Consider the following 25,635-nt stretch of genomic DNA (forward strand, 5'->3'; position numbering starts at 1 on the left):
CTAGGCTATTAATAATGAGCTAGTGGTGAGCGTTTTATTGCCAAAGCTCGGAGATCCTTCGGAGTACAGGTTAAGGATTTTTAATGAGAAGAACTATTCTAGAAGAATATGTAAAGTATGCGAAACACCTTTCTGGACCAAAGGATCTTCAGATATATGTAATGACATACCATGCACAGACTATAGATTCTTCGATATACCTCTAAAACTTAAGAATCTGAGCTATGAGGATACTGTGAGACTCTTTCTAGAATTCTTCAAGAGAGAAGGTCACACAATAGTTGATCCGGCTCCTGTAGTAGCTAGATGGAGAGAGGATCTTTACCTCACAATAGCTTCGATAGTAGTATTTCAACCACATGTCACATCAGGGAGAGTACCACCACCAGCAAATCCACTTGTCATAGCGCAGCCATGCATAAGACTTGAAGATATAGATAACGTAGGACTTACATTCGGCAGGCATATGACAAGCTTTATAATGGGAGGTCATCACGCTTTTAATTATCCAGATAGATTCATATACTGGAAAGATAAGACTGTAGAATATGCTGAGAAGTTCTTCGGAGATCTAATAGGTGTTCCAGAAGATGAACTTACATTTAAAGAAAGCTGGTGGGAGGGTGGAGGAAACGCAGGACCTAGCATGGAGGTCACTGTAGGAGGTCTTGAGGTTGCTACCCTGGTTTTCATGCAGTATTCAACTACTGAGAACGGTTATAAGGAGATCCCTCTTAAGATAGTTGATGTAGGGTATGGTATTGAGAGGATCACGTGGCTTGTTAATAAGACTCCTACAGCATTTCACGCTGTGTATGGAAGGGATCTAGTTGATAAGTTCTTCGATAAGTTGGGGGTTTCTAAACCCGATGAAGAGCTTCTTAGGACGGCATCTATATATTCTGGAAGAATAGATCCTGATTCTCCTCAGAGTTTTACAGATTTCATCGATAGAGTCTCTAGGGATCTTGGTAGAAACAAGATTGATGTAGAGAGTAGCATTAGAGATATTATAAACGTCTTCGCAGTACTAGATCATACTAGAACACTCTCTCTTATGCTTGGAGATGGTATAGTTCCTTCTAATACTGGTGAAGGTTATCTAGCAAGACTTGTTCTGAGAAGAATCATGAGAAACCTAGCAAGAATAGGATCTGATGTAAGTCTAAGAGATCTTATGAAACTCCAGATCAGCAGATGGGGTGATTTCTTCAAGAGTATTAGTAGGAATTCAAGTTATATATTAGAGGTTGTTGATTCTGAGGAGGAGAGATATAAGGAGAATATAAGAAGAGCGCCTTCTATCGTGAGAAGATATGCTAGAGGAGGTCTTGATCTGAAGGATCTTATAGAAATATATGATAGCCATGGAATACCTCCTGAGATAGTTTCAGATATCGCTTCTTCTAATGGTATTTCTATTGAGATCCCGCGGAACTTCTACTCGATAGTAGCTTCGAGACATTCTAGAGCTCCTATAAAGAAAAGGGAAGAGGTTCCAGAGGAGCTTGTTAAATGGGTCTCATCTTTTAATTCTACTAGAAGGATCTTTCATGAGGATCCCATGGCTAAGTATTGTGAGGGTAGGATCATAGGTGTGAATAAAGATCTTATAGTCCTAGATCAAACCTGTCTATATCCTTTAGGAGGAGGTCAGAGAAGTGATGAAGGTTTTATAGAGATTGACGGAGACAGATATAGAGTTCTAAATGTTTTGATGATAGGAGATGTCATACTCCATAGAGTTGACAGAGCTCTCTCAGAAGATCTTGTGGGGAGAAGAGTTAGGATTGTAGTGGACTGGGAGAAGAGATATAGAACTATGAGACATCATACTGCAACTCATATTCTACTCGGTGCTCTCAGAAGAGTTCTAGGAGATCATGTGTGGCAGGCTGGAGCTGATAAGAATGAGTTTAGAGGAAGACTTGATGTAACACATTATAAAATGCCTGATCCTATCGAGGTAAAGAAGATCGAAGAACTAGTCAACAGGATTATCGATGAAAGAAGACCTATCAAAGCGAGTATCATGAATAGATATGAAGCTGAAAAGCTTTATGGATTCTCAATATATCAAGGAGGAGTTCCTCAGGATCCTATGATTAGAATCGTAGAGATCGAAGGATGGGATGCTCAAGCATGTTTCGGAACACATCTTCCTCATACAGGAGAGGTGGGAGGGTTTAAGATAACAAGCGTGTCTAAGATCGCTGATGGCGTGATCAGATTTGAATATGTCGCTGGTAGTAGGGTTGCTGAGGAAGCCTCGAGATTTGAGAGTATATTGAGAGATGTGAGCAGTATTATAGGAGGTTCTGCTGATGAGAGTATTGTTTCTAGAGCTAGATCTTATGCCGAGAGTTTCAGAAATCTTCAGAATACACTGTCGAGGTATAGGATTCTCTGGATTGAGAATCTTGAGAGATTGTTTGAGGAGAGCGAGATCATTGGTGGGGTGAAGCTCTTCGTAGTAAGAGATCCTCCTGAAGAGGATGTGGCGAGAGATTTTGTTAGAAGGATTACTAGCAGGGGAGGGGTGGTTTCGGTAATAGTGTCGGGAGGAGGTGAAGGTAGTAGGGTTGAGATCTCTCTATCAGGAGATCTTTTAGACAGGTTTGATGCTAGTGTAATGATTAGAAGACTTGCAGAGATCTTTGGAGGTAGAGGAGGAGGTAAGAAGGATCATTCTCAAGGTGTTGTGAAAGCGGATCCAGAGAAGATAATTAGGAGTCTAAAAGAGCTTCTTAGATCTCTGTGAGATCATATGAGGAACTCGGGTGAGGAAAACTCTTCCGAGTGTATAGAGATTAATGATAGGATTTTAAATGCTTGCGAGGATTATAGATATCTTCTTGAAAGAGGTTATCCTCAGAAATCATCACTAGATCTGATCTCAGGAAGATATGCTTTAAATAGATCTGAGAGATCTCTTATAATGAGATGTGTTCATAGAAAAGATTATCTGGAGAGAATCAGAGGTAGAATAATCAAGCCAGATAACATGAGAGGAGAGCTTATACTCATAGATCTTTTTAACGTGCTAAGCACTCTATCAACAGCTCTAGCCGGAGGATGCATATACCTATGTGATGACGGTTTTGCAAGGGATATTGGAGGTATTAGAAGTATTGAATCAAATGAATCGGTACATGAAGCATCAGACCTCATAGTAAGCTTTCTAAGAGATCTAGGTGTCAGAGAGATCATATATGTAGCCGATAAGAGCAGGTCTAAAAGTAAGGAGATCTCAAGAATATTAACAGATAGATCATTCCATGCGGGATTATTAAGCAGCTACTTACTAGCGGAGAAAGCTGATAGAGAGATAATAGATCTATCAACAGCTAGAGGAGGAGTTGTCGTCTCAAGTGATTTCCTAGTCCTAGAGAAAGCTTTAAAAGTATTTGATCTAGCAGGCTTTATTATTAGAAGTGCTCATGAAAGAATCTTCAGAACTAGAATAGTAGATCTCATGAGCATACTCGAAAAGAGATTAAAATAATTGAGTAAAAATTTTAGGTTGAGCCTAAAAGCTTATAAGCTTGTGTCCTTATAGAATAAGATGTGATACTCTATGAAAAGATATATAATCATCGGATCTCTCATGATTCTATTTTTATCTTCTCTAATTCTACCTACGATCTCAATAACATACTCTCAGACCCAGCCTCTGATAACAGTCACCGCAGTACCGCCACTCTACGCCATATACCTGAGCTTCATAGGAGACGGGTTTGTAGACGTTAAAAACCCTATGCCTCCAGGTGTTGATCCTCACACGTATGAGCCTACGCCGGAAGTTATCAGTAGCGCTGTAAACTCTGATCTTGTCATAGTAGATGTTATAGGTCATCTTCCTATAGCTTCTAAGCTTATTGAAGCGGCTAAAGAGAGAGGTGTGAAATATCTAGTGATATACGATGAGCTTATTAAAAGAGGTTGGAAGCCTCTCAATAAAAGTTCGGGAGCTCCTGATATTCATATAGAGTTTGATCTAAATGCAACACTTTTATTCATAGACATAGCTAGAGATGCTATAACAGCTATTCTAAGAGAGAAGCTCTCTAACGATATGGCTAGGTTTATGCAGATTTCCTCTAGCATAAATGCCTCAGCTGATACTCTCAAGAGAATAGTAGAAAACTCTTATCAGTACGCAAGATCTAAGGTTTCAGGCTTAGAGGGTGTAGCTTTATATAGTATTGTAAGTCTGTATCTTGTAAGATCTATTGGTATAGATCCTGTTTACACCCTTCTCGAAGAACCAGATCAAGAGCCTACTCCGGGAGCATTAGTAGATCTGAGAAATTCAAATGCAAAGTGTATTTTAGTTCTAGAAGGTATGGAGGAATATAGTGATAGAGTTTTAAGCGAGATAGAAAGTATGGGTGTGAAGCCTGTTATTGTTAACATACGTGAGACTATGCTAGCAGGAGCTCCATACATAGCTCCTGTTCTCGTAGCTTCAGCTCTTGAGAATTCCTGCACAGGATCTCAGTCTTCAGAAGCTGGGGCTTCTCAGACTTTAAATATTGCAACCTATGCTCTTCTAGCATACTCGATAGCTGTCTCGATAGCTCTCATCTATATTATCTATAAAAGAGCTAGTATGAGAAGGTAGAGTCTCTATGTATGCTGTAGAAGCACGTAACATCTATGTCTCGCTAGGAGGATCCACTGTTCTAGAGAATGTATCATTCAGCTTAGAGCATCCCTCAGTATTAGTTATAATGGGTCCTAATGGAGGTGGTAAGACAACTCTTCTAAGAACCATAGCAGGTATTATTAGAAGAGATAGAGGTGTTCTCAAAGTCTTTGGAGTTGATCCTGAGAAGAACCAGGATTCTATCAGAGATATCATCTCATACATGCCTCAGATCTCATATCTTAATCTAGGCATCCCTCTTAGAGTTAGAGAGATAGTATCAACATCGCAGGTGCTAAGAGGTGAGGAGAGAGATCTTGTTGATAGAGCTCTACAGATAACAGGTCTTGAAGAGTATGCTGATAAATACTTTCACGAGCTTTCAGGAGGTTTAAGACAGAGGGTTCTTGTCGCAAGAGCTCTAGCTAAGAGAGCTAAACTACTACTCCTCGACGAACCTCTTTCGATGGTTGATATATCTAGCAGAGAGAGTATTATAGATCTTCTATTTAACATAGTTAGAAGAGAGAATATGAGTACAATAGTAGTGTCGCACGACATCTCACACTGCCTCAAATACGATCCATATGTACTACTTCTTAATAGAGTTTTAATAGGTTTTGGCAAGGCTAGCGAGGTTATAACTATAGAGAATCTATCGAAAATGTACGGGCTGGCATATATTGGAGAGAAAACATTTTTCCTAGGCGAAGAACATGGACCAAGGCATCATTGAATTATTCTTACAACCCTACGTGATAAGAGGATTGATAGGTGTAGTCCTAGTATCATTAGTCGGAGCAGTCATGAGCGTTCTAATAAGATATACTCAAACACAGTTTCTAGCAGTAGAATCTCTTCATATGATACTTGCGGCAGCTTCAACAGGCTACCTGATCAATCTCTTCTTCCCCTCTATACCTCCTGAGATCACGACCTACACTCTGATGATACTGCTCATGATACTAATAGGAGTGTTAGATTATAAGAGAGTTGAGCAGAATACCTCTATAGCTGTGGTAGCATTTATCTCAGCAACGATAGCAACCATATCATCATACGGACTAGCTCTATGGTCTCCTGTAGGACCTTCGATAGTCTATAACATACTGTTCGGATCACCTTTCTTTATTCTGATCAGAGATGTTATAGCTGTGACCATAGTGTCGCTGTTGCTCTTCATAATTCTAATACTCGCATGGCATAGAATACTGCTTTTATCTTTCGATCCCGAGTACTTCGAGTTTCTAAAAGGATCTAGAGGTCTTCTGAGCTATAGGATCCTAGTGTACTCTATGGTAGCAGTCTCAAGCGTTCTTCTAACAAGAGTTATAGGTGCCATCGCCGCTCATATTCTACTCATAGCTCCCTCAATAACACCCTTTACCAGAATATTATCTGTGAGAACAGCTCTTCCCTACGCTGTTTTAGTATCTCTCAGCTCTCTAATTATATCTCTGCTTGCAAACATGCCATATGGAGCGGTTTTAGGTGTTCTCTCTATAATAGCTTACGTGGTGCCAAACCTGTTTCTAAAAAGATCCTAGGGCTGTATTATGAAAGTATTATCTGAATTATATTGGATGCTCTATCTACACTCTGAGTAACATCATTATAAACGCTACTACTTGCATTAAGAAGATCTGGATCTATACTCTTACTCTGTATAGAGCTCGTAACCATGTTCAGAAGATTTTGCAGTGATGATCTCACTCTCGAAATCTCGGCTCCAACCTGATCTAGAGCGTTTCTCTCCGTAGGACTTATATTAAGAGCCTTGATTATGGCTATATCTTGATTAATTCTATTAGTAGTGTTTATAGCTGTCTCAAGAGATGTTTTCGATAGAGCTAGTATATCTGTGGAGTTAGTTATATTAGCTATCATGATCATAATCCTAGCATTAGCTGTGTATATAACCAGATCTTTCATGTTATAAAGTATATTCAGATAAGCATAGCTTCTAAGACCTCTAGAAAGATCCTGATACAAACTATAGTACTGATCCTGTGTCGAACCTTCTCTGAAAGGAAGTGGGATTATTATCGATATCACAATTCCTAAGGCGATGCCTGCCAGAAGTAAGGATGCCATGATCAGGATCTGAGTCTTCCTCATGCTCATTTACTTCCCTAAACTTATTTCTCTTGAAAGTTTTTAAGATGCTCTAGCTATTACTAGAAAAGCTTCAGCGTTAAAACTCTGTGACTCTATATCTATCTTGACAGGTATCATAGTTATAGCATCTACATAGATATAGATGATAGTGTTATTATCGAGAGATATATTATACGGAATAACCGTTCTCCAACCTAGTGAGTTTCTGAGATTCTCTACATCTATATAGATATTCTCAGGTTCTAATGCTCTGATATTACTACTCTGGGAAGAAATATTGTAGAATATATCTGCTAGGGAAATAACTCTATAGTAGATTCTTGAATTCTGTCCTATCAGGATCTTCTGAAGAATCACAGGATCACCGATCCAATAAACATTATATACGGATGCATTCCTATCATATGATATATATGCGATAGCTACAGATGATGATGATATAGATAGATCATCATAAGAACCTTTAAAGCTAATATAATAACCTAATGATAAAGAGGAATTCTTACCATTTTCAATGTAGCTATAGTACGCGCCATCAAGATCTACAGAGGTATATGTGTAATAGCTCTTATACACGGATATCATGTAGAATATAGATAGGAATAGAAATAGTATTAGAAGAACTAGAGAGATTATTACTCTCTTCAGTTTCAAAGCATTTTTAATCTCTCCCCTAACTCCTAAGACTTCAGAGATCTTTGAAGAGGGTTTTCTAGAGGAACTACCGCTACTCGTTTCAACTCACACTCTCTAGATTGCTAGCCAACTTCATAAATAATCTGGAGAATTAATAAATCTTCGCTATCAAATTGCTAGCGTGGAGATCTAAGGTATGTCTTGATCTTATTGTTATATTTCTTTAACAATCTGAGAATATTAAGAGAATCTATGGTATCACGCGCTATAGACATGAGCATACCTCTTATATCTCTTCTATCATAGTATTCTAACGCCTTTCTCCAGTTTATCTTTGATATGATGTATATGAGTAGCAGAGATAGAACTCCTAGGATCACTGATGATAATATATAGTCCACACCGACGCCCTCTAGTAATTCTATGAATGAAAGTCCTAGATATACTGTGGCGAGCTTTAATATAAACTTGCCTAGGAGAACTGCTATGAAATAGCTGAGAGCATTATAGCCTGCATAAGATACCGGCATATAAACCAGATCATCTGGAACAGGTGTTGAAGCTGCTATGAATACAGCGAGGAACTCCCATTTTCTCATTCTTTGCGATAGATAGTTTAGATTCTCTCTAGTGTTCTCAGACACAGCTCTAGACATGAGTCTTCCGATGAGATATATAGCCATCTTACCTACCGCAGCTCCTAAAGCTGATGCTAGAACCAGGGAGAATAATGATGTATAATCTCTATATCTATGAGCTAGATTTATTAGAAGTAGTAGGTAGGGCACTGATGCGAATGGTATGATATTAGATATGAGTGAGACTAGGAATATTAGAAGAACCGGATTCACCATACCAATCTCTCTAATCAGATGGAATAGATCTATGTAAGACATCCTCACATAGTATAAGTCTTATGCTTCTTAAATTTATAGCATGAGATATCTGTGACATGATTCTTAATTTCCGGAGATAATATAATTCTCAGGATTTAAGATGAGCATTCTACTTGATGAAGCATCTATAGATAATGTTAATCTAGAAGATCTTATTAACAAGATTATTATCGGTGATGCCAGAAGAATTCTTAAAAAGATTCCTGAAACATCTGTAGACATGATCTTCCTAGATCCGCCGTACTACCTCCAACTACCTCCTAATCAGAAGCTTGTGAGATGGCATAGCAAGACTCTTGTTAATACAGTTCATAGCGAGTGGGATAGTTTCATGTCATATGAAGAGTATGATAGATTTCTTGAAGAGATATTAAGAGAAATTAGAAGAATAATGAAGCCTAATGCTTCTTTATGGGCTATAGGATCTTATCATAATATATTTAGGATAGGCAGGCTGTTACAAGACCTAGGCTTCTGGATCCTTGGTACAGTTGTTTGGTTCAAAACCAATCCAATGCCTAACTGGTATAATGTGAGAATGTCTAATGCTACTGAATTCCTTATATGGGCTGTTAGAGATAGGAATGTTAAGAATTACACTTATAACTCTGAGATAGCCAGAGAGTACAGTATGAAAGACTTCGGATCCAGGATTGCTTTGAATGTATGGAGGGTTAGATCCGCTGTAGGTAGAGAGAGATTGAGAGATGAAAAAGGTAGAAGACTTCATCCAACTCAAAAACCTGAGGAGATTCTAGAGAGAGTTATAAGAATATCAACGAGAGAAGGAGATCTAATTCTAGATCCCATGGCCGGAACTGGAACTACGGGAGTTGTCGCGAAAAGGCTTGGAAGAAGATTCATACTTATAGAAATTAATAGAATCTATGCGGAAGCTGCTGCAGAAAGAATCATAAGATCCCAAGTAGTTTCAAAGTCTCATCGGTAGGAACACCATTAGAACTCCACCCTCTAAGCTTGTAATACGTATCTAAAGCCTTCTCGAATTCCTCTCTAGATAACATGAGTTCTGAATCTTGAAATCTCACAGGTTCGAAGAATCTTCTAGGAAGCATGTCAGAGGATCTGTTGACACCCATTCTGGAATTTATAATTCTTGTAACCGTCACAATCCTCCACGCGGTTCTTCTAATATCTTCAACTGTGTAGTTAAATCCTGTGACTATGTTGAGAAGCTCTGTTATAACGTCGAATGTGTATATATATCTACCGAACTTACATAGAAGAAGAGAATCCATTAGAGCACCTAGATCCTCGTAATCTATTATTGCTCTAATCTTCTCTTCCCCTAGGTACTGTCTTCCTCCAGCTCTCCCAGCTATATCTATAGCGTAAGCCATTGTACCCAGGTGATCTGCTCCTCTACCCGATATAGCGTATCCCAATGCCATTCCTTTCAAACTCCTAGGATCGTAGCCGGCTGGTTCTAGGCCTTTAACGTGTACCGCTAGATCTTCTACGCCGAGTCTTCTTGACATCTCTGCAACACCTTCAGCTAGAAGATCTCCGACTCCTCTCCTATACGCTATATCATATATGAGATCTCTTATCTTCTCAGCGTCACCCCATTTTATGTTCAGCTTAAGAACTCCTCTTCTATCGAGATCTATTGCAAATCCTATCACGTTACCTAGAGATATAGTATCCATCCCAAGTCTGTCAGCAAGATCATTATACTGTATAATCCAATCAGGGTCTGTGACGCCTATCAATCCTCCTAACGCGAATATGGTTTCATACTCTATATCAACTCTCGTAGAAAATCTCTTGCTCTCAACAAGTCTATGACATGCGGCAGGACAGTATAAACATGCTGCAGGTCCTATGAAGTAGTTATTTTTAAAAGCCTTCCACTCGATCTTCTCCCACCCTTCTATGGTGACCTGAGCCCAGTAGAAGCAGGGGAAGAAACCCATTCTATTTGCGATTTCAACGATTCTAGGAGTTCCACCTTCTCTCAGAGCTTGGGTACCGCTTTCTCTGGTAAATCTCGCCATAAAATCTCTCATGAAATCTCTGAACTTATCAGGGTATGCAATATCGATTCTTCTATCTCCAGGTATGAATACTACTGCTTTAAGCTTCTTACTACCCATCACAGCACCTCCTCCGGTTCTTCCAAACTGCCTCCATTTATCATGGTTGATCATGGCGAATCTAACTAGATTCTCACCTGCAGGTCCTATAGATAGGACTGCGGAATCTCTCCCATGATCTTTCTTAAGAATCTCTTCGGTTTCTATAGCATCTAAACCCCATAGATGTGATGCATCTCTAAACTCAACAGATCCTCTCTCGATAACTATATAAATAGGTTTTTCAGAAGATCCTCTTATAAAAACCATGTCATAACCTGAATATTTCATGATAGCAGCTAGAACACCTCCAACATTAGATCCTCCTAGAATATTTGTGAGAGGAGATCTGAAAGCAGCCCAAGCTCTAGTAGCCATAGGGATCTGAGTACCGCTGAAAGGTCCTAAAGCTATTATCAGAGGATTCTCAGGAGAGTAAGGTTTGTGATTCCAGATCCCGTATTTATATAGGTAGTAGTTTGCAAGACCTTTCCCACCTATATAGGCTCTGGCAAGTCCTGGATCTAGATCTTCTGTTCTAAAGGATCTGCTAGTGAGATCTATATGAAGAATCTTCTCAGAATAACCTTTCAAAACCATATAGATACCTCCTTAAATTCTTCCTCTAGAGATATATATCTCTAATTCTTAATTCAAGCTCTAGAAAAAGGATTTGGTGAGATATTTGAGAATTAAAGAAGCTCAAGAGCTTATTAGGAGAAAATATTTTGATAGAGATAGTAGTAGAGGGCTTTACGCTACATTCACATGGTTTGTTGAGGAAGTAGGAGAACTAGCCGAAGCATTACTAGAAGGAGATATGAGATCTGTGGAGGAAGAGATAGCTGATGTACTGGCATGGCTTCTATCAGTAGCTAATCTAGTCGGGATAGATGTTGAGAATGCTTTCAAAAATAAGTATTCTGAAGAGAAGGGCTAGAGACTACTTTATCTTAAAACCTCGAAGTCTTAAGAGCCACTCTACATCGCTTTTCTCGCAGAACCCTTTGGTAAGCTTTACAGCGTTGGCGACATCATTAAGATCGATCATCTCAACTGGAGAGTGGATGTATCTAGACGGTATCGATATAACACCTGCCGGCACACCTTCTTTATTAAGCTGAATAGCCGAGGCATCGGTAGTTCCTCCTGCCGCAACTTCTAGCTGGTATGGTATTCCAAGTTCTTGAGCTACTGAGATGAGTTTATTAATGATCTCAGGGTTCGCGATCAGACCACTAGCACCTCTTCCATCAGCGATCTTTATAGCAGGACCTTTACCAAGACTCGTGTACCACTCATACTCCGCCACCCCAGGTATATCATTTGCTATGGTGACGTCGAGAGCTATAGCTGCATCCGGAGATATATTGAAAGCAGCTGTTCTAGCTCCTTTAAGTCCTACTTCTTCCTGGACTGTTGCTACCGCATAAACTGATGCCTCATTTCTTTCGACAAGTTCGAATGCTTTAATCATCGTGACAAGACCTACTCTATCATCTATAGCTTTTCCCGTAACCCTGTCTCCTGCAAGTCTCGTGAGATCTCTATCAAATACCGCTATATCACCTACTCTGATTCCTAACTTCTCTACCTCAGCTCTTGAGGAGGCTCCTACGTCTATGAAGAGTTCTCTAAGATCAGGAACCTGCTTAGCTTCTTCAGGTTTTGCTATATGAGGTGGTTTTAAACCTATGACACCTCTATAGATCTTGCCATCTCTAGTTCTGATAGCGATCCTCTGGAAGATCAGAGATCTCTCGAAAACACCTCCTATGGGGAGTGCTCTTAGAAAACCTTTCTCATCTATAAATGATATGAATAATCCTATCTCATCCATATGTCCCGCAAGCATTATCCTCCCAGATCCTCTAGATCCTTTCTTAACAGCTATTACATTTCCCAGAGAATCTATATAAGCATCATCTGCCGTATTCTTCAGAATATCTTTAACGATACCTCTTACATCATCTTCATAGCCTGAGGGAGCTATAGCCTCAGAAACCTTCTTGAGAAGTTGGAAGATCTCTTCTTTAAGATCTGTATCTCTAGCCATAGACACACCCTAGAATAATGGTTTATAGAACTTAAAAATCATTAAGCTAGTATAAGGTGTGAGATCCTCTTCGATCATACCTCATCTAGTTTCTTCTTCACACTCTCAACCTTATACTCTAAAGATATTTCTTTATCGAATCTGAGATCTAGCTGGATATCTATTGCAATCCTCATAACACCTATACTTCTAAGTCTGCTTGAGATCTCCTCGATTAAATCATTTAAAAGTTTCAGATTCTCAAGTTCTACAGCCGTGTTGAAAGGTGTTATAACATATCTAATTCCTTTCTTCTCCAGTATTTTCACCACCTCAGCAACATAGTTGCTAAGACTAGTAGAGCTGGTTCCTATAGGGATAACTCTGATTGTTGCAAGGATCTTCAAAACATATCACCTCCTTATTACGTGGTCTGTTAATGCTAATATAATTAGATGAAATCTAGCGGTATGCGTTTTTCTATGGTAGAACTTGTGTCTCTGTATTCTCTAATAAAGTGTAGATGTAGCATATCACATCTGATGATTATATATCTCTCACTATATTATTTATCGTAGATATAGAAAATGGTGAGAGGATCTTAATGAGTAGTAGAGATACCATTCTCATAATAGATTTTGGAGGGCAATACGCGCATCTTATAGCTAGAAGAATTAGAGGATTGAACGTGTATAGTGAGATTGTGGCTGCAAGAGATCTGTCTAGAGATCTTGTTGAGAGGATCAGACCTAAAGGAGTCATACTATCTGGAGGTCCTTCAAGTGTTCTCGACCCAGGCTCGCCACTACCTCCACGATGGATTACAGAGCTTGGAATTCCCGTTCTCGGAATATGTTATGGTCATCAAGCTCTGGCTAAGGAGTTTGGTGGAAAGGTTTCGAGGGGGAGAGGTGAGTTTGGAAGAACCTTCATAAGAATTCTCTATAAAGATCCTATAGTAGAGGGTTTGGAAGATAGAGAAGAGGTTTGGATGAGCCATTCAGACTATGTTGAGAAACCTCCTGAGAATTCAGATGTGATAGCGGTCTCCGAGGATACAGGGTATATAGCAGCTTTCAAACTTAGAGATAAGCCTGTTTATGGTGTTCAATTCCATCCAGAGGTTTCTCATACGAAGAAAGGTTTGAAGATCTTGGATAATTTCATAAGAATATCGGGAGCTTCTAGGAGCTGGAGAGCTGGAGATATGGTTGAGAATATTATAAGGGATATATCAGATAGAGTTGGCAAGGATGAGAAGGTTCTCTGTGCTGTAAGTGGTGGCGTGGATTCTACTGTCACAGCTCTTCTAATTAGAAAAGCTATTGGAGATAGACTTGTAGCGGTATTCGTTAATCATGGTTTTCTCAGAGAAGGAGAAGCTGAAGAGGTTCTGAGAAGTCTCAGAGATCTTGGTATAGAGCCTAGATATATAGATGCTTCTGAGAGATTTCTCAGAGCTCTTAAAGGTGTTTCAGATCCTGAAGAGAAAAGAAGAATCATAGGAAAGATCTTCGCAGAGATATTCATAGAGATAGTAAGAGAAGATCCCAGCATAAAATGGCTTGCTCAGGGAACTACGTATCCTGATGTTATAGAGAGCGGTTCAAGACCTCATTCTGCAAAGATCAAGACTCATCATAATGTAGGAGGACTTCCTAAGGATCTAGGACTTAAACTTCTCGAACCCTTAAGAGAGTTCTACAAAGATGAGGTGAGAGAGATCGGGAGAAGACTTGGAATTCCTGAGAATATCCTCAGAAGACACCCCTTCCCAGGTCCCGGTCTTGCTGTGAGAATCCTTGGTGAGATTTCCGATGAAAAGCTTAGAATAATTAGAAGAGCTTCAGCTATAGTTGAAGAGGAGATCAGAAGAGCAGGATTGTATGAGAGATTATGGCAGGTGTTTCCAGTACTTACAGAAAGCATGTGGGTTGGTGTGGCAGGAGATGTAAGAAGAGAAGGATTCATACTGATCCTGAGAGCTGTTGAAAGCGAGGATGGAATGACCGCTGACTGGGCTAGGATACCCTATGAGGTTCTGGATAGAATCTCTCTAAGAATAACAAGTGAGATACCTGAAATTACAATGGTAGCATATGCTGTAACGCCTAAGCCTCCTTCAACCATAGAAGCTCAGTAAAATAGCTGAGAGAGATTTTTATATAAAGCTTCTCTTCTACTCTCGCATACTAGTCTTATAAGATATTAATAAGCAGATCTGGGTAATTCTGAATTTAGCTAGATCTTTATTAGAACTTATCTCTTTATTCTATAGAGTTTGTGTATTAATTTAATACGAATCACTATCTATCATGATATTGTTCTCATAATTAAATCTATCTTAATATTTTAATTAAGATTTATATTCCTTGCAAATAAAGCATTTATATGGGTTATGTATTTTGAGGTTTCTAAACATAGATCGGATTATAATTCCTATAGGCGTTCTCAGAATCTCTCCAGAACTTTGTAAGGGCTGTGGTTTCTGTATAGAGTTCTGTCCTAGAAGTATTCTAGAGTTTTCTGAAAACGTGAATCTAAAAGGCTATCATTATCCTCAGATCAAGAAGGGTATGGAGATGAGTTGCGCAGCGTGTGGTATGTGTCAAAGACTTTGCCCGGATTATGCGATATATCTTGAAAAGATCATCAGAGCCCCTGCGAAGGAGATTACTCTAAAGAGGTGAAATGAATGAGTTCTGAGAAGCTTCTGAAACCTGGGAAGTATTTTATGCAAGGCAACATAGCTATGGCTGAAGCAGCTCTCATAGCTGGGTGCAGGTTTTATGCTGGATATCCTATAACACCTTCCAATGAGATTGCTGAGTGGATGTCTAGAAGACTTCCCGAGGTTGGTGGAGTGTTCATTCAAATGGAGGATGAGATAGGATCTATAGTAGCTGTATTAGGAGCTTCTGCAGCAGGTGTTAAAGCTATGACAGCAACCAGCGGTCCTGGTTTTAGTCTGATGATGGAGTCTGTTGGACTGGCTTCTATGATGGAGATTCCTGCGGTTATAATTGATGTGATGAGAGCCGGACCTAGCACTGGTATACCAACTCTTGTTGGGCAGGGAGATGTGATGCAGGCTAGATGGGGTTCTCACGGTGATTACGAGATCATAGCTTATCTTCCTAATAGTGTTCAGGAGGCTTTTGATATGACTATCAAGGCGTTTAATAATTCTGAGAGGTTTAGAGTTCTATCGATAGTCCTAGCAGATCAGGTTATAGGTCATATGACTGGGAGGCTTGTGGTACCCGAGTATAGTGAGATAGAGATCGTTTATAGAGAAACTCCTAAGGTACCTCCCGAGGAATATCTGCCGTTTGACTCTAGATATCTAGTGCCTCCCATGGCTATCGCAGGGTCGGGGTATAGAGTTAACTATGATAGTCTCACCCATACTGACATAGGCTATCCAACAGTTGATCGTGAAGATTCTTTCAAGCTTGTATCGAGACTTGTAAGAAAGATCAGAGAGAATGAAATGAAGATCGCTGAGTGGGAAGAGTACGAGACAGAAGATGCCGAGGTTCTGACAGTAGCCTATGGATGCACATCGAGATCTGTTAAAGAGGTTGTTAAGAGTATGAGAAAGAGAGGTTATAGAGTAGGACTTTATAGACCTAAGACAGCATGGCCATTCCCCTGGTGGAGACTTAAAGAACTTTCAAGGAAGATTAACAAGATCGTTGTATTCGAGATTAATATGGGTCAGGTCTTCCACCTTGTAAGAGAGTATGCTGCTAGAGATGTAGAGATTCTTCACGCACCCTACGCACCTGGATACATGCCGGATCCAGGGTATATTGAGAGTATTTTAATGAAGGTGTATGGAGCATGAGTGAGAGATTTAGATTAAAAGAATTCTCGAAAATCGCACTAGCCAGCCAGTATGAAGGTTTGGAGAGTGTCATCAGAATAGATAGGATGCCCCATATATTCTGTCCAGGCTGTGGTCTTGGAATAGTATTGAAAGGATTGGCGGAAGCTATACTCAAATCAGGAATACCAGTCGAAAAACATGTAGGAGTATCAGGAATAGGATGCACTGGAAGACTTCCCGGATATCTGAGAATTGACGCATATCATGTGACCCATGGAAGAGCTATACCATTTGCTATAGGACTTAAGCTTGCTAATCCAGCGCTAGAGGTCACAGTAGTAGGCGGAGATGGAGATATAGTAACGATAGGAGGTAATCACTTTATTCATGCTGCTAGAAGAAATCATGATATCAATGTTGTTATAGTTAATAACTTCATATATGGAATGACAGGAGGACAGTATGGCGCTACAACACCTGTGGGATCTCTTACAACCACATCGCCTTATGGACATCTAGAGTACTCATTTAACATACCTCTGCTGGCATATGCTTCTGGAGCTACATTCATAGCTAGATGGACTCCTCTTCACTATGCTCAGATGGTTGATGCGTTTCTACAGATGTTCGAGCACAAGGGATTTGCAGTGGTAGAGATAGTAGCTCCATGTGTTCTATATGGTGAGAGGAATCAATTCCCATCCTATACTGATATGCTAAAGTACTTTAGAGATAGATGTATCATAGATCATGAAGCTGATCTAAGGAGGATAGGAATCTCACTAGAGAAGACAGAACCTCTAGTTCTAGGAAACTTCTACAAAGCTAGAAAGAAGACCTATGAGGAGATGTATAGAGAACTTGTAGAGAAGATCTCTAGAGGAGGTGGGAGAGAATGATGCTTAGAGTAAGATTTGGAGGCTTAGGAGGTCATGGAATACTTCTAGCAGGTAGAGTACTAGGTACTGCAGCCATATATGCTGGTTATGATGCTATAATGACCATAGCGTATAGTCCTGAGCAGAGAGGTGGGTGGTCTAAAGCTGATGTTATAATATCTGATGAGGAGATAGACTATCCGTATCTGATCCAACCTGATATACTTGTTGTAACCACTCAGGAGATGTATGAGAGAGAAATCGAATCATTACCTCTCGAGGGATTTCTGATCTATGAGTCTTCTCTTGTGAAGCCTTCGAAAACCATTGACAAGATGATTGGAATCCCAGCGATAAGCATTGCGGAAAAAAGTGTGAAGAGGAGAATTGCTATGAACATGGTTTTAGTAGGTGGTGTAGTAGCTCTCTCAGGATTCATAGATCCTAGATATGTCGAGAGTTCTATAAGAAGTATTGTGAGGAAGGGAACTGAAGATATGAATGTCACAGCATTTTACAAAGGCTTTGAATATGTAAGAGAGATCGCGAGGATAGGAGGTGTCAAACTTGAGTAGTGTGAACAGAGTTCTGGTTATAGGCGGAGGTATAGCAGGGATACAAGCATCTCTAGATCTAGCAAGCTCAGGTGTTAAAGTAGTTCTAGTAGATAGATCTCCTACTATAGGAGGTAAGATGGCTCTTCTAGACAAGACATTTCCCACGTTAGATTGTAGTATTTGCATAGAAGGACCTCTGATATCTGATGCAAGTAGACATCCTAATATAGAGCTTCTAGCCCCTGCTGAGATTATAGAGGTTTCAGGAGATAAACCTCCTTATAGGGTTAAGATCCTCGTGCATCCTAGATATGTTACTGATGCATGCACTAAATGTGGTAAGTGTGCTGAGGAGTGTCCTGTAGTAGTTCCATCTGAATTTGATGGAGAGATAGGGCTTAGAAAAGCTATATTTCTACCATTCCCGCAAGCCGAACCTGGAAGATATATGATCGATATATACAACTGTCTTAATAAACCTCCCAACTATATGCCTTGTGATAGATGTGTCAAAGCCTGCGATATAAAGGCTATCGATTTTCTCATGAAACCTACTATAATCGAGAGAGAGGTATCATCGATAATAATAGCCACAGGATATGAACTCATAGACCCGGCTAAGATCCCGTGGACTGGCTATAGTAAGTATCCTAATGTTATAACATCTTATCAGTGGGAGAGAATGATCAATGCTGCAGGACCTTCGATGGGTCATATAGTGAGGCCAAGCGATCATAGAGAGCCTGAGAGTATTCTATTCATATCATGCGTTGGTTCTAGAGATAGAAGGTATACACCTACATGCTCAGCATTTTGCTGTACATATCTTCTTAAACAAGCTATACAAGCTAAGATACATAATATAAAGCATGTCTCAATACTCTATATGAATGATATAAGAACCTATGGTAAAGGTTTTGAACATTTCTATAGAAGAGCTAGAGAAGAAGGTGTTGAAATATTATTTGGAAAACCTGTAGGCATTGCTGAAAGAAATGGAAAACTTCTAGTTAGATTCGAGAACACTGAGAAAGGCTTTATCGAGGAGAGAGAATTCGATCTAGTTGTTCTAGCTCCGGCGGTGAAGCCTTCAAGAGATATTGAGAAGCTGGCTAAGATAATCGGTGTCGAAATCGATGAACACGGGTTTATTAGAACTTCTCCTGTTAATCCTGTTCAGACATCTAGAGAGGGCGTATATGTAGCCGGGTCGGCATCGCATCCTAAGGATATATGCGATAGCGTTATAGAAGGTGCTGCGGCAGCTGCTATGGCTCAGAGAAGTATAAGAATTAGAGAGTGGCCTTACAAAGAATTCAAACCAGATCCCGAGATAAGATATGAAGAACCTAGAATAGGAGTGTTCATATGCCACTGTGGTACCAACATAGCTGGTGTAGCTGATGTTCCTAAGCTTGTTGAGATGAGCTCTAAGCTTCCCGGAGTTGTTCATGCTGAGGATCTCATGTTTGCATGCGCCAGGTCAGGACTTGATAGGATTAGCCAGGTTATTGCAGAGAAGAAGCTTAATAGAGTGATTGTAGCAGCATGTAGTCCTGCAACTCATCTTAGATTCTTCAGAGATGCTGCAGCTAATGGAGGTATGAATCCCTATACCGTTGACATGGCTAACATAAGAAACCTCTGTACATGGGTTCATCCGGATACTTCTATCGCTACTAGGAAGTCTTTTGATATGATTAAAATGGCTGTTAGAAAAGCTTTCTATCTAAGACCTTTGGAGAAGATCAAGGTTCCCGTGGTTAAAAGAGTTCTAGTAATAGGTGGAGGACCTGCAGGGCTTGCAGCAGCTATAGCAACTGCGAGAGCAGGAATTGAGACTATACTAGTAGAGAAAGAACCTGAGGTAGGAGGTTTTCTCAGGATCCTCAGCAGAATAGCTCCTAGAGGTGTGAATGCTAGAGAGCTTTTAGAGGATCTTGTTAGAGAAGCTTCTGAGGCAGGTGTGAAGATACTTACAAATACAAGAGTTGTAGAGGTCTCAGGATTCGTAGGACAGTTCCAGGTTAGATTAAGTAGCGGTGAAGAGCTTACAGTAGGTGGTATAATTGTCGCAGTAGGCGGAGAACCTTACACGCCTAATGAGCTGGGCTACGGTGTTAGAAAGAATGTTCTCACAACACTAGACCTAGAGAGAGTAGGTATCGAAAGTCTGGGTAAGAGTGTTGCTATAGTGAATTGTGTGGGTTCTAGAAACAAGCTCAGAGGATGTTCTAGGTTCTGCTGCCAGCTGGCACTTTACAAGGCTTTGGAGATTAAGAGAAGCGGTAGAGAGGTATATCTCATATATAAGGATCTGATGGCATACACACCTGAAGCAGAAGATCTATATAGAGAGGCTGCGAGAGAAGGTGTTATATTCGTTAGAATACCTAGAGACTCTGATCTTACAGAAGTTGTGAGACTCGATGATGAAGGTTTGAAAGTATTCGATAGAGAATTGGGTTCAGAGATTGAAATCCCCGTAGATACAGTGATACTCAATATAGGGCTTGCGCCTGGGAAGAGTATTGATGAGATAGCTAGTATACTTAGAATATCAAAGGATAGAGAAGGATTCCTACTAGAAGCCCATCCAAAACTAGGTCCTGCAGAAACTCTTACAGCAGGGATCTTTCTAGCAGGAGTAGCTCAAGGTCCTAAGAGTATTAGCGAGAGTATAGCTCATGGAATGGCTGCAGCTTCTAGAGCTATATCTGTTCTCAGCATAGGTTTTGTCGAGAAAGATCCCTTCATACCTCAGATCGATATGAAGAAGTGTAGATTATGCATGCTCTGTACCAAGGTATGCCCCTATGGAGCTTTAAAGGGTGAGGTTGGTAAGTATCTGAACTTCTCACCTGCAGCATGCATGGGTTGTGGTGCTTGTGCTGCTGAATGTCCTACAGGTGCGATTACCATACCAGCATTCACAGATGAAGATATATTCGCTCAGATAGATGCAGCTCTAGAAGAAGAACCCGAGAAGAAAGCTATAGTATTCACATGCGCCTACTGTTCATACGCGGCATCAGATAATGCGGGAATACTAAAGCTACAGTATCCTGCAGTGGGGAGGACCATAAGACTTCTATGCTCTTCAAGAGTATCTTGGAAGCATATTGAGAGAGCTTTTGCCAGAGGTGCTGGAATGGTTCTCGTGACGGGATGCAGGCTTGGAGACTGCCACTTCATAACAGCTAATTACAATACCGTGAGAAGATTTGAAATGTGGAGGAAGAGAATCGAGCATCTAGGCATAAGACCTGAGAGACTTCAGCTAAGACTGTTCGGAGCCCCCGATGTAACAGATCTTGTTGAAGCTATGAGAGAAGCTGAAAGAGTTATAGCATCTCTTAAACCAGAGGAGGTCAGAGAAACTATTGTAAAACTGGGTAAATCAATCGGCAGGTGATCTTATGAGAGTTGATCCAGGTATTAGAGAAAGACTTATAAGAAGATCCTCAGGAACCCTCGGGTTATGCTACCAATGTGGAACATGCACTGCTATATGTCCTTTAGCAGGAGATTCCTCGGTAAACTATATAAGAAAACTAGTTAAATACGCTCAGTACGGGATCATACCGTCTGAAGAAGATCTAGTTAGAATAGTATGGAACTGCACAACCTGCGGTGTATGCGCTTCATCTTGTCCTAGAGGGGTTGACATACCAGGTGTAATAAGAGGTTTTAGAGAGATTTTATCCGAGAAGAAGAGGGATCAGAGGTTTTCAGAAGTTCTTTGGAGACTTTATGAAGCTGGAAATCCTTGGGGTTATGGATCTGGCGAGATCAGGAAATTCAGGATCAGTTTCAGAGATCTTCAGATTTCTAGCGGTTCTAAACCTGATTATGTTATATATCCATGCTGTTTCACAACCATAGATCCTCTCTCTCAGAAGATTCTTAGATCTGTTATAAAGATCTTCAGAGCTGCAGGTTTTAACATTGGGGTAGTAGATTCCATGTGCTGTGGTGATGTAGCATATCAATCTGGAGAGATCTACTTCCTAGAAGAATATATTGGAAGACTTAGAGAGCTTCTCGAGAAGATCGAAGCACCTTTAGTAGTTCTATCACCTCACACACTCTACATGTTTAGAAAGATATATCCAGATCTAGGGTTTAAAATGCCCGTAGAAGTATACCATCATACAGAGGTACTCTCAGAACTACTCTCTAAAGGTAAGATAAGAGTTAGAGAGCCTGAAAACATTCATATAGTGTCATATCATGATCCATGTTATCTGGCTAGATACTTGAGGATACATGAAGAGCCTAGAAATATCATAGAAAACATACCTAGGATAAGATTCATTGAAATGGAGCATACTAGAGAAAATACTCTATGCTGCGGTGCTGGTGGTGGGATGATCTTTGCCAGGGAAAGTAGTGTGAGAATAGCTGTGAATAGAATTAGAGAAGCTGAGGCTGTAGGTGCGGAGGTTCTTGCCACAGCATGCCAGTTCTGTATGAGAATGTTCGTGGACGAGCTTAAGATCAGGAAGTCTAGTATATCAAGTGTTGCTGATGTTTCAGAGCTTATCTCATCTAATATGGTGTGATCTTTATGGAGGCTGAGTGGAGAGGTTTTGGAGTGTATATAGAACAGGATGAGGGGATTGTTGAAGAAACATCTCTAGAGATACTAGGAAGAGTAAGAGAACTTGGCGATAAATTTAATATCCCTGTGTCAGCATTTCTCCTAGCAGATTCTGCGAGAGATATAGTGAAGAATATATATTCTTATGGTGCTGATAGAATTATATATGTTGAGAATCCTCTCTTCAGATCATATCACTCGGATCTGTTCTCAGAAACTTTGGTTAGATTGATTAGAAAGTATAAGCCTAGATACCTTCTACTTCCTGCAACAAGAGATTCTAGAGATCTTGCTGGTAGAATTGCTGTGATGCTTAGAACATGTCTTCTTGCACATGTTATATCTATAGATATAGAGCCTAGTAGCATGAGGATGAACGCGATGGTTCCAGGATTTGGAGGTAGCATTGCTGCGGTTTGCGAGTGTACTACAATCCCCGAGATGGCTACTGTGACACCTGGTGTTTTCAAACCTGTTTCTAGAGAGGATCTGAAGCCTGAGATCATCGATGAAAGCGAGATCGCCAGAGACCTCAGTAGTAGCATTAGGAAAATCAGAAGATTCAAGGAAGCTAGACCTGACATCTCTAAGGCTGAGAGAATTGTGATAGCAGGAGCCGGATGTCTTCAAGATCTTGAAGCTGTAAAAGATCTGGCTAGAATTATGAGGGCTGAATACGCCGTGACAAGACCTATTGCTGATGCAGGACTCGCTCCAAGAGATCTTCAGGTGGGGTCTACAGGTATATCTGTTAAATCTAAGATAGCTCTGATTCTAGGAGCTAGCGGTGCTCCTCATTTTGTTTCAGGGATCAGAGATTGTAAATATGTGGTTTCTGTGAATATAGATCCTGAGGCTCCTATAAGAGAGTACTCAGATCTATTCATAGTAGGAGATCTATATGAGTTTCTTAGAAAGCTTAGAAAAAGACTTGAGGAGGTGGGAGGATGAGTAAGCCTCTGTACGTGGTTACTATGAAGGTTGTTCCTAAAACTGAGGAGATCAGATTTGATCCGAATACAAAAACTGTAGATAGATCTAAGGCAACAAACGAGATTAATCAAGCCGATAAGAATGCACTTGAGGAAGCTCTAAAGCTTAAAGAGAGATATGGCGGCAGAGTTCTAGTACTCTCTATGGGACCTCCCTTCTTCGATCCGTTTCTTAGAATAGCTTTAGCAATGGGTGCTGACGACGCCATACTAATAAGCGATAGAGTTCTTGCAGGAAGCGATGCTTATGTCACATCAATGGTCCTGGCAAGAGCTATACAGAAGATAGGTGGGGCAACTCTAGTTCTATGTGGCGAAGAAAGTTCAGACGGCTCCACAGGTCAGGTTCCTCCAGGAATTGCTGCATGGCTTGGATACTCTCAAGCCACATATGTATCGAAAATACTTGACCTAGATCTCGAGAGGGGAAGAGTAGTCGTAAGAAGAACTATAAAGGGAGGTTATGAAGATATAGAGCTTCCAATACCTGCAGTACTCTCAATAGAGCTCGGTATCAATACACCTAGATTCCCGGACTTCAGGAGAAAGAAGTGGGCTGAGAAAGAGTACAAGCTAACAATATGGAGTGCAGCAGATCTCGGATTAAAACCTGATGAGGTAGGTCTGATAGGATCTCCTTCTAGAGTTAGAGAACTTGTAGAGATCAAGCCTCCTGAAAGAGCTCGAAGAATTATTGAAAACATAGATGAAGGCGTTGAGGAATTCCTCAGAATTCTAAAGAGTATCTAACATAGTATCCAAGAACTTTACTTGTGATGATAGTAATTTAGGGGTTTAATACAGTTTCTTAATAAATTGGTATTATCTACGTTAACAGCTATATTTATTTTAATATTAAATTGAGGATCATCTTATGAAAACATATATGTATAAATAAATATACCTTTAAGCATAATATATTATGGGGATGTTTTCTATGAGTTATTATACTATAAAGATTTGTAGAAATTGTATTTATTGGAGACCTGTTCTTCATTATCCTTCTCTTGGATGTTGCATGAAGAGAAGGATTATATCTAGTAGAGATAGTTTCTGTCATGAGTATGCTAGAAAGAATATATCATGGTATGACTTCATGTGGTGCCTTAATTGCGGGCATGATGTGTATAAGGAAGATTATGATCTTCATATAGCTCACGAGCTTTATGTATCTCCATGTCCTGATCCTGAGCTATATGAGGAGACTTATTCCGCCGACTAATTTTAAGAGTTTAGAATAAATGTATGATGCTATACTCTCTGTGTTTAGTGTAATCTTTTTCTCAGGTTATACAGGGTTATAGTATGTGGAGATTCTCTGAGTTTTTCGTTAGATCATGCTTCAAGGTGTCGCCAAAGATCCTGAGAAAAGTTTTATGATGAAGCATTCTAGTGCCTCTGCTAATACCATCTCTAGGTAGAGAATCTTCTTCAAAAGCTTAGGTATATATGAGATCAGCCTCCTATTATTGATGGTAGTATCTCGATCTCGAGATCTCTCGAGATCATTATCTTATTAATATCTTTTAGAGGTGTTATAACACCTCCTACAAGTAGTATGATTCCTCTATCGCTTTCAAAGTTCTGTTGGCTCTCTCCTTCTATATAGTCTATGATCTCGGGTACTTCTCTTTCTAGAAATTCTTTTAGAGAGATTCCTTTCTCTATTCTAAAGATCTTCTCACTCCAGCCTAGAGTATCTCTTAAAACTCCATAGATCTTCACAATAACTCTAGCATCCTCAGATTCTCCTATCATGATCTCGCCTGAGAAAGAATCTTCTCAATACTTCTCCAATGTCTTCCTCTCCAGTAAACCCTTCCACATTTATCGCATATCCAGAACTCTTTATAGTTTTTCGCAACACTTTCAGGCACTCTCCCTGCGATATCTATTACTGATGATGTTCTTCTCAGAAGATTATTACATATAGGGCATCTCGTATTCTTCGGATCTATCTCTAGTTTTATACCATATCTTCTTCTAAGATTTTTAAGAGCTTCTGCTATGTTTTCATCCTCTATAAGTATGGCATCTAAACCTTTTTTCCTAGCAGTTATGTAGAGACCTCTATCTTTTGTAATTATAATTCTTCTATCTTCTGAAGCTATCCTTATAATTCTCCAGTCATCATAATTTCTATCGTAGAGAGAATCATAGCCTAAGATCCTGAGCCATCTGGCGAGACTGCCAAGCATCGTATCAACTATGAATCTAAGCTCTAGAGACATTGATCTGCTCATCCACCTATGAGAATAGATGCTAGCAACTAATATAAGCAGTATCACCAGAATCGAGTGGAATCTAGAATCCTTACACTTATATCAGAAGCCAGATATATAGC

24 protein-coding genes are annotated in these 25,635 nt (G+C 40.0%); 16 read left to right on the top strand and 8 right to left on the bottom strand.

What is annotated here, in order from left to right:
* The first annotated feature begins 25 nt into the window (after positions 1 to 25).
* The 5 genes from alaS to QXS89_02485 all read left to right on the top strand — a co-directional run bounded on the left by alaS (position 26) and on the right by QXS89_02485 (position 6,195).
* On the top strand, positions 26 to 2,761 hold the full coding sequence (gene alaS / locus QXS89_02465; protein ID MEM3831043.1) for an alanine--tRNA ligase: 2,736 nt from the start codon (positions 26 to 28) through the stop codon (positions 2,759 to 2,761).
* 6 nt (positions 2,762 to 2,767) lie between these two features.
* The gene (locus QXS89_02470) at positions 2,768 to 3,505 is read left to right on the top strand and encodes a DUF434 domain-containing protein (GenBank protein ID MEM3831044.1); all 738 of its coding nucleotides are present in this window, start codon (positions 2,768 to 2,770) and stop codon (positions 3,503 to 3,505) included.
* A gap of 72 nt (positions 3,506 to 3,577) precedes the next feature.
* On the top strand, positions 3,578 to 4,624 hold the full coding sequence (locus QXS89_02475; protein ID MEM3831045.1) for a zinc ABC transporter substrate-binding protein: 1,047 nt from the start codon (positions 3,578 to 3,580) through the stop codon (positions 4,622 to 4,624).
* 7 nt (positions 4,625 to 4,631) lie between these two features.
* A complete protein-coding gene (locus QXS89_02480) occupies positions 4,632 to 5,384 on the top strand; it encodes a metal ABC transporter ATP-binding protein (protein MEM3831046.1) in 753 nt (250 codons plus the stop codon).
* On the top strand, positions 5,365 to 6,195 hold the full coding sequence (locus tag QXS89_02485) for a metal ABC transporter permease (GenBank protein MEM3831047.1): 831 nt from the start codon (positions 5,365 to 5,367) through the stop codon (positions 6,193 to 6,195). Before QXS89_02480 ends, QXS89_02485 begins: the two co-directional genes overlap by 20 nt.
* 7 nt (positions 6,196 to 6,202) lie before the next feature.
* On the opposite strand, the gene QXS89_02490 is transcribed toward QXS89_02485, so the two are convergent.
* The 3 genes from QXS89_02490 to QXS89_02500 all read right to left on the bottom strand — a co-directional run bounded on the left by QXS89_02490 (position 6,203) and on the right by QXS89_02500 (position 8,256).
* The gene (locus QXS89_02490; GenBank protein ID MEM3831048.1) at positions 6,203 to 6,772 is read right to left on the bottom strand and encodes a hypothetical protein; all 570 of its coding nucleotides are present in this window, start codon (positions 6,770 to 6,772) and stop codon (positions 6,203 to 6,205) included.
* A gap of 33 nt (positions 6,773 to 6,805) precedes the next feature.
* On the bottom strand, positions 6,806 to 7,420 hold the full coding sequence (locus QXS89_02495; protein ID MEM3831049.1) for a hypothetical protein: 615 nt from the start codon (positions 7,418 to 7,420) through the stop codon (positions 6,806 to 6,808).
* A gap of 158 nt (positions 7,421 to 7,578) precedes the next feature.
* Positions 7,579 to 8,256 (bottom strand): VTT domain-containing protein, encoded by a 678-nt coding sequence (locus tag QXS89_02500; protein MEM3831050.1) that lies wholly within the window; start codon positions 8,254 to 8,256, stop codon positions 7,579 to 7,581.
* A 142-nt stretch (positions 8,257 to 8,398) separates the two neighbouring features.
* On the opposite strand from QXS89_02500, the gene QXS89_02505 reads away from it, so the two are divergent.
* On the top strand, positions 8,399 to 9,247 hold the full coding sequence (locus QXS89_02505) for a DNA methyltransferase (protein MEM3831051.1): 849 nt from the start codon (positions 8,399 to 8,401) through the stop codon (positions 9,245 to 9,247).
* Here the strand turns inward: QXS89_02505 and QXS89_02510 are convergent.
* Positions 9,210 to 10,994: an aldehyde ferredoxin oxidoreductase family protein gene (locus QXS89_02510; protein ID MEM3831052.1), complete on the bottom strand. Its 1,785-nt coding sequence runs from the start codon at positions 10,992 to 10,994 to the stop codon at positions 9,210 to 9,212. The two genes, QXS89_02505 and QXS89_02510, sit on opposite strands and share 38 nt — an antisense overlap.
* Before the next feature lie 85 nt (positions 10,995 to 11,079).
* On the opposite strand from QXS89_02510, the gene QXS89_02515 reads away from it, so the two are divergent.
* Positions 11,080 to 11,334, top strand: a complete 255-nt coding sequence (locus tag QXS89_02515) for a MazG nucleotide pyrophosphohydrolase domain-containing protein (GenBank protein ID MEM3831053.1) — start codon at positions 11,080 to 11,082, stop codon at positions 11,332 to 11,334.
* A 3-nt stretch (positions 11,335 to 11,337) separates the two neighbouring features.
* Here the strand turns inward: QXS89_02515 and QXS89_02520 are convergent, their stop codons facing one another.
* Positions 11,338 to 12,450 (bottom strand): M42 family metallopeptidase, encoded by a 1,113-nt coding sequence (locus QXS89_02520; protein MEM3831054.1) that lies wholly within the window; start codon positions 12,448 to 12,450, stop codon positions 11,338 to 11,340.
* Positions 12,451 to 12,524: 74 nt separating this feature from the next.
* Positions 12,525 to 12,836: an MTH1187 family thiamine-binding protein gene (locus QXS89_02525; GenBank protein MEM3831055.1), complete on the bottom strand. Its 312-nt coding sequence runs from the start codon at positions 12,834 to 12,836 to the stop codon at positions 12,525 to 12,527.
* Between the two features lie 197 nt (positions 12,837 to 13,033).
* On the opposite strand from QXS89_02525, the gene guaA reads away from it, so the two are divergent.
* The 9 genes from guaA (at position 13,034) to QXS89_02570 (ending at position 24,513) form a co-directional block, all read left to right on the top strand.
* Positions 13,034 to 14,572, top strand: a complete 1,539-nt coding sequence (gene guaA / locus QXS89_02530) for a glutamine-hydrolyzing GMP synthase (GenBank protein ID MEM3831056.1) — start codon at positions 13,034 to 13,036, stop codon at positions 14,570 to 14,572.
* A gap of 552 nt (positions 14,573 to 15,124) precedes the next feature.
* Positions 15,125 to 16,279: a 2-oxoacid:acceptor oxidoreductase subunit alpha gene (locus tag QXS89_02535; protein MEM3831057.1), complete on the top strand. Its 1,155-nt coding sequence runs from the start codon at positions 15,125 to 15,127 to the stop codon at positions 16,277 to 16,279.
* Positions 16,276 to 17,160: a thiamine pyrophosphate-dependent enzyme gene (locus tag QXS89_02540; protein MEM3831058.1), complete on the top strand. Its 885-nt coding sequence runs from the start codon at positions 16,276 to 16,278 to the stop codon at positions 17,158 to 17,160. Before QXS89_02535 ends, QXS89_02540 begins: the two co-directional genes overlap by 4 nt.
* Positions 17,157 to 17,714: a 2-oxoacid:acceptor oxidoreductase family protein gene (locus tag QXS89_02545; GenBank protein MEM3831059.1), complete on the top strand. Its 558-nt coding sequence runs from the start codon at positions 17,157 to 17,159 to the stop codon at positions 17,712 to 17,714. Before QXS89_02540 ends, QXS89_02545 begins: the two co-directional genes overlap by 4 nt.
* 1 nt (position 17,715) lies before the next feature.
* On the top strand, positions 17,716 to 21,111 hold the full coding sequence (locus QXS89_02550) for an FAD-dependent oxidoreductase (protein MEM3831060.1): 3,396 nt from the start codon (positions 17,716 to 17,718) through the stop codon (positions 21,109 to 21,111).
* 4 nt (positions 21,112 to 21,115) lie between these two features.
* Positions 21,116 to 22,261, top strand: a complete 1,146-nt coding sequence (locus QXS89_02555; protein ID MEM3831061.1) for a (Fe-S)-binding protein — start codon at positions 21,116 to 21,118, stop codon at positions 22,259 to 22,261.
* A 5-nt stretch (positions 22,262 to 22,266) separates the two neighbouring features.
* Complete coding sequence (locus QXS89_02560) at positions 22,267 to 23,250, top strand: electron transfer flavoprotein subunit alpha/FixB family protein (GenBank protein MEM3831062.1); 984 nt, start codon at positions 22,267 to 22,269, stop codon at positions 23,248 to 23,250.
* Positions 23,247 to 24,041 (top strand): electron transfer flavoprotein subunit beta/FixA family protein, encoded by a 795-nt coding sequence (locus tag QXS89_02565; GenBank protein ID MEM3831063.1) that lies wholly within the window; start codon positions 23,247 to 23,249, stop codon positions 24,039 to 24,041. The genes QXS89_02560 and QXS89_02565 overlap by 4 nt, the downstream gene beginning before the upstream one ends.
* A 268-nt stretch (positions 24,042 to 24,309) precedes the next feature.
* Positions 24,310 to 24,513: a hypothetical protein gene (locus QXS89_02570; protein ID MEM3831064.1), complete on the top strand. Its 204-nt coding sequence runs from the start codon at positions 24,310 to 24,312 to the stop codon at positions 24,511 to 24,513.
* Positions 24,514 to 24,746: 233 nt separating this feature from the next.
* Here the strand turns inward: QXS89_02570 and QXS89_02575 are convergent, their stop codons facing one another.
* Complete coding sequence (locus QXS89_02575) at positions 24,747 to 25,049, bottom strand: hypothetical protein (protein ID MEM3831065.1); 303 nt, start codon at positions 25,047 to 25,049, stop codon at positions 24,747 to 24,749.
* A complete protein-coding gene (locus tag QXS89_02580; protein ID MEM3831066.1) occupies positions 25,046 to 25,534 on the bottom strand; it encodes a Mut7-C RNAse domain-containing protein in 489 nt (162 codons plus the stop codon). The genes QXS89_02575 and QXS89_02580 overlap by 4 nt, the downstream gene beginning before the upstream one ends.
* Positions 25,535 to 25,635: the final 101 nt, after the last annotated feature.

Source organism: Sulfolobales archaeon (genome assembly GCA_038881635.1).
Taxonomy (GTDB): Archaea; Thermoproteota; Thermoprotei_A; order Sulfolobales; family AG1; genus WYEN01.

Coding starts and splice junctions, on each gene's coding strand:
- QXS89_02470 (MEM3831044.1), top strand. CDS start 2,768: ATGAGGAACTCGGGTGAGGAAAACTCTTCCGAGTGTATAGAGATTAAT.
- QXS89_02475 (MEM3831045.1), top strand. CDS start 3,578: ATGAAAAGATATATAATCATCGGATCTCTCATGATTCTATTTTTATCT.
- QXS89_02480 (MEM3831046.1), top strand. CDS start 4,632: ATGTATGCTGTAGAAGCACGTAACATCTATGTCTCGCTAGGAGGATCC.
- QXS89_02485 (MEM3831047.1), top strand. CDS start 5,365: ATGGACCAAGGCATCATTGAATTATTCTTACAACCCTACGTGATAAGA.
- QXS89_02490 (MEM3831048.1), bottom strand. CDS start 6,772: ATGAGCATGAGGAAGACTCAGATCCTGATCATGGCATCCTTACTTCTG.
- QXS89_02500 (MEM3831050.1), bottom strand. CDS start 8,256: ATGGTGAATCCGGTTCTTCTAATATTCCTAGTCTCACTCATATCTAAT.
- QXS89_02505 (MEM3831051.1), top strand. CDS start 8,399: ATGAGCATTCTACTTGATGAAGCATCTATAGATAATGTTAATCTAGAA.
- QXS89_02510 (MEM3831052.1), bottom strand. CDS start 10,994: ATGGTTTTGAAAGGTTATTCTGAGAAGATTCTTCATATAGATCTCACT.
- QXS89_02520 (MEM3831054.1), bottom strand. CDS start 12,450: ATGGCTAGAGATACAGATCTTAAAGAAGAGATCTTCCAACTTCTCAAG.
- guaA (MEM3831056.1), top strand. CDS start 13,034: ATGAGTAGTAGAGATACCATTCTCATAATAGATTTTGGAGGGCAATAC.
- QXS89_02535 (MEM3831057.1), top strand. CDS start 15,125: ATGAGTTCTGAGAAGCTTCTGAAACCTGGGAAGTATTTTATGCAAGGC.
- QXS89_02540 (MEM3831058.1), top strand. CDS start 16,276: ATGAGTGAGAGATTTAGATTAAAAGAATTCTCGAAAATCGCACTAGCC.
- QXS89_02545 (MEM3831059.1), top strand. CDS start 17,157: ATGATGCTTAGAGTAAGATTTGGAGGCTTAGGAGGTCATGGAATACTT.
- QXS89_02555 (MEM3831061.1), top strand. CDS start 21,116: ATGAGAGTTGATCCAGGTATTAGAGAAAGACTTATAAGAAGATCCTCA.
- QXS89_02560 (MEM3831062.1), top strand. CDS start 22,267: ATGGAGGCTGAGTGGAGAGGTTTTGGAGTGTATATAGAACAGGATGAG.
- QXS89_02565 (MEM3831063.1), top strand. CDS start 23,247: ATGAGTAAGCCTCTGTACGTGGTTACTATGAAGGTTGTTCCTAAAACT.
- QXS89_02570 (MEM3831064.1), top strand. CDS start 24,310: ATGAAGAGAAGGATTATATCTAGTAGAGATAGTTTCTGTCATGAGTAT.
- QXS89_02575 (MEM3831065.1), bottom strand. CDS start 25,049: ATGATAGGAGAATCTGAGGATGCTAGAGTTATTGTGAAGATCTATGGA.
- QXS89_02580 (MEM3831066.1), bottom strand. CDS start 25,534: ATGAGCAGATCAATGTCTCTAGAGCTTAGATTCATAGTTGATACGATG.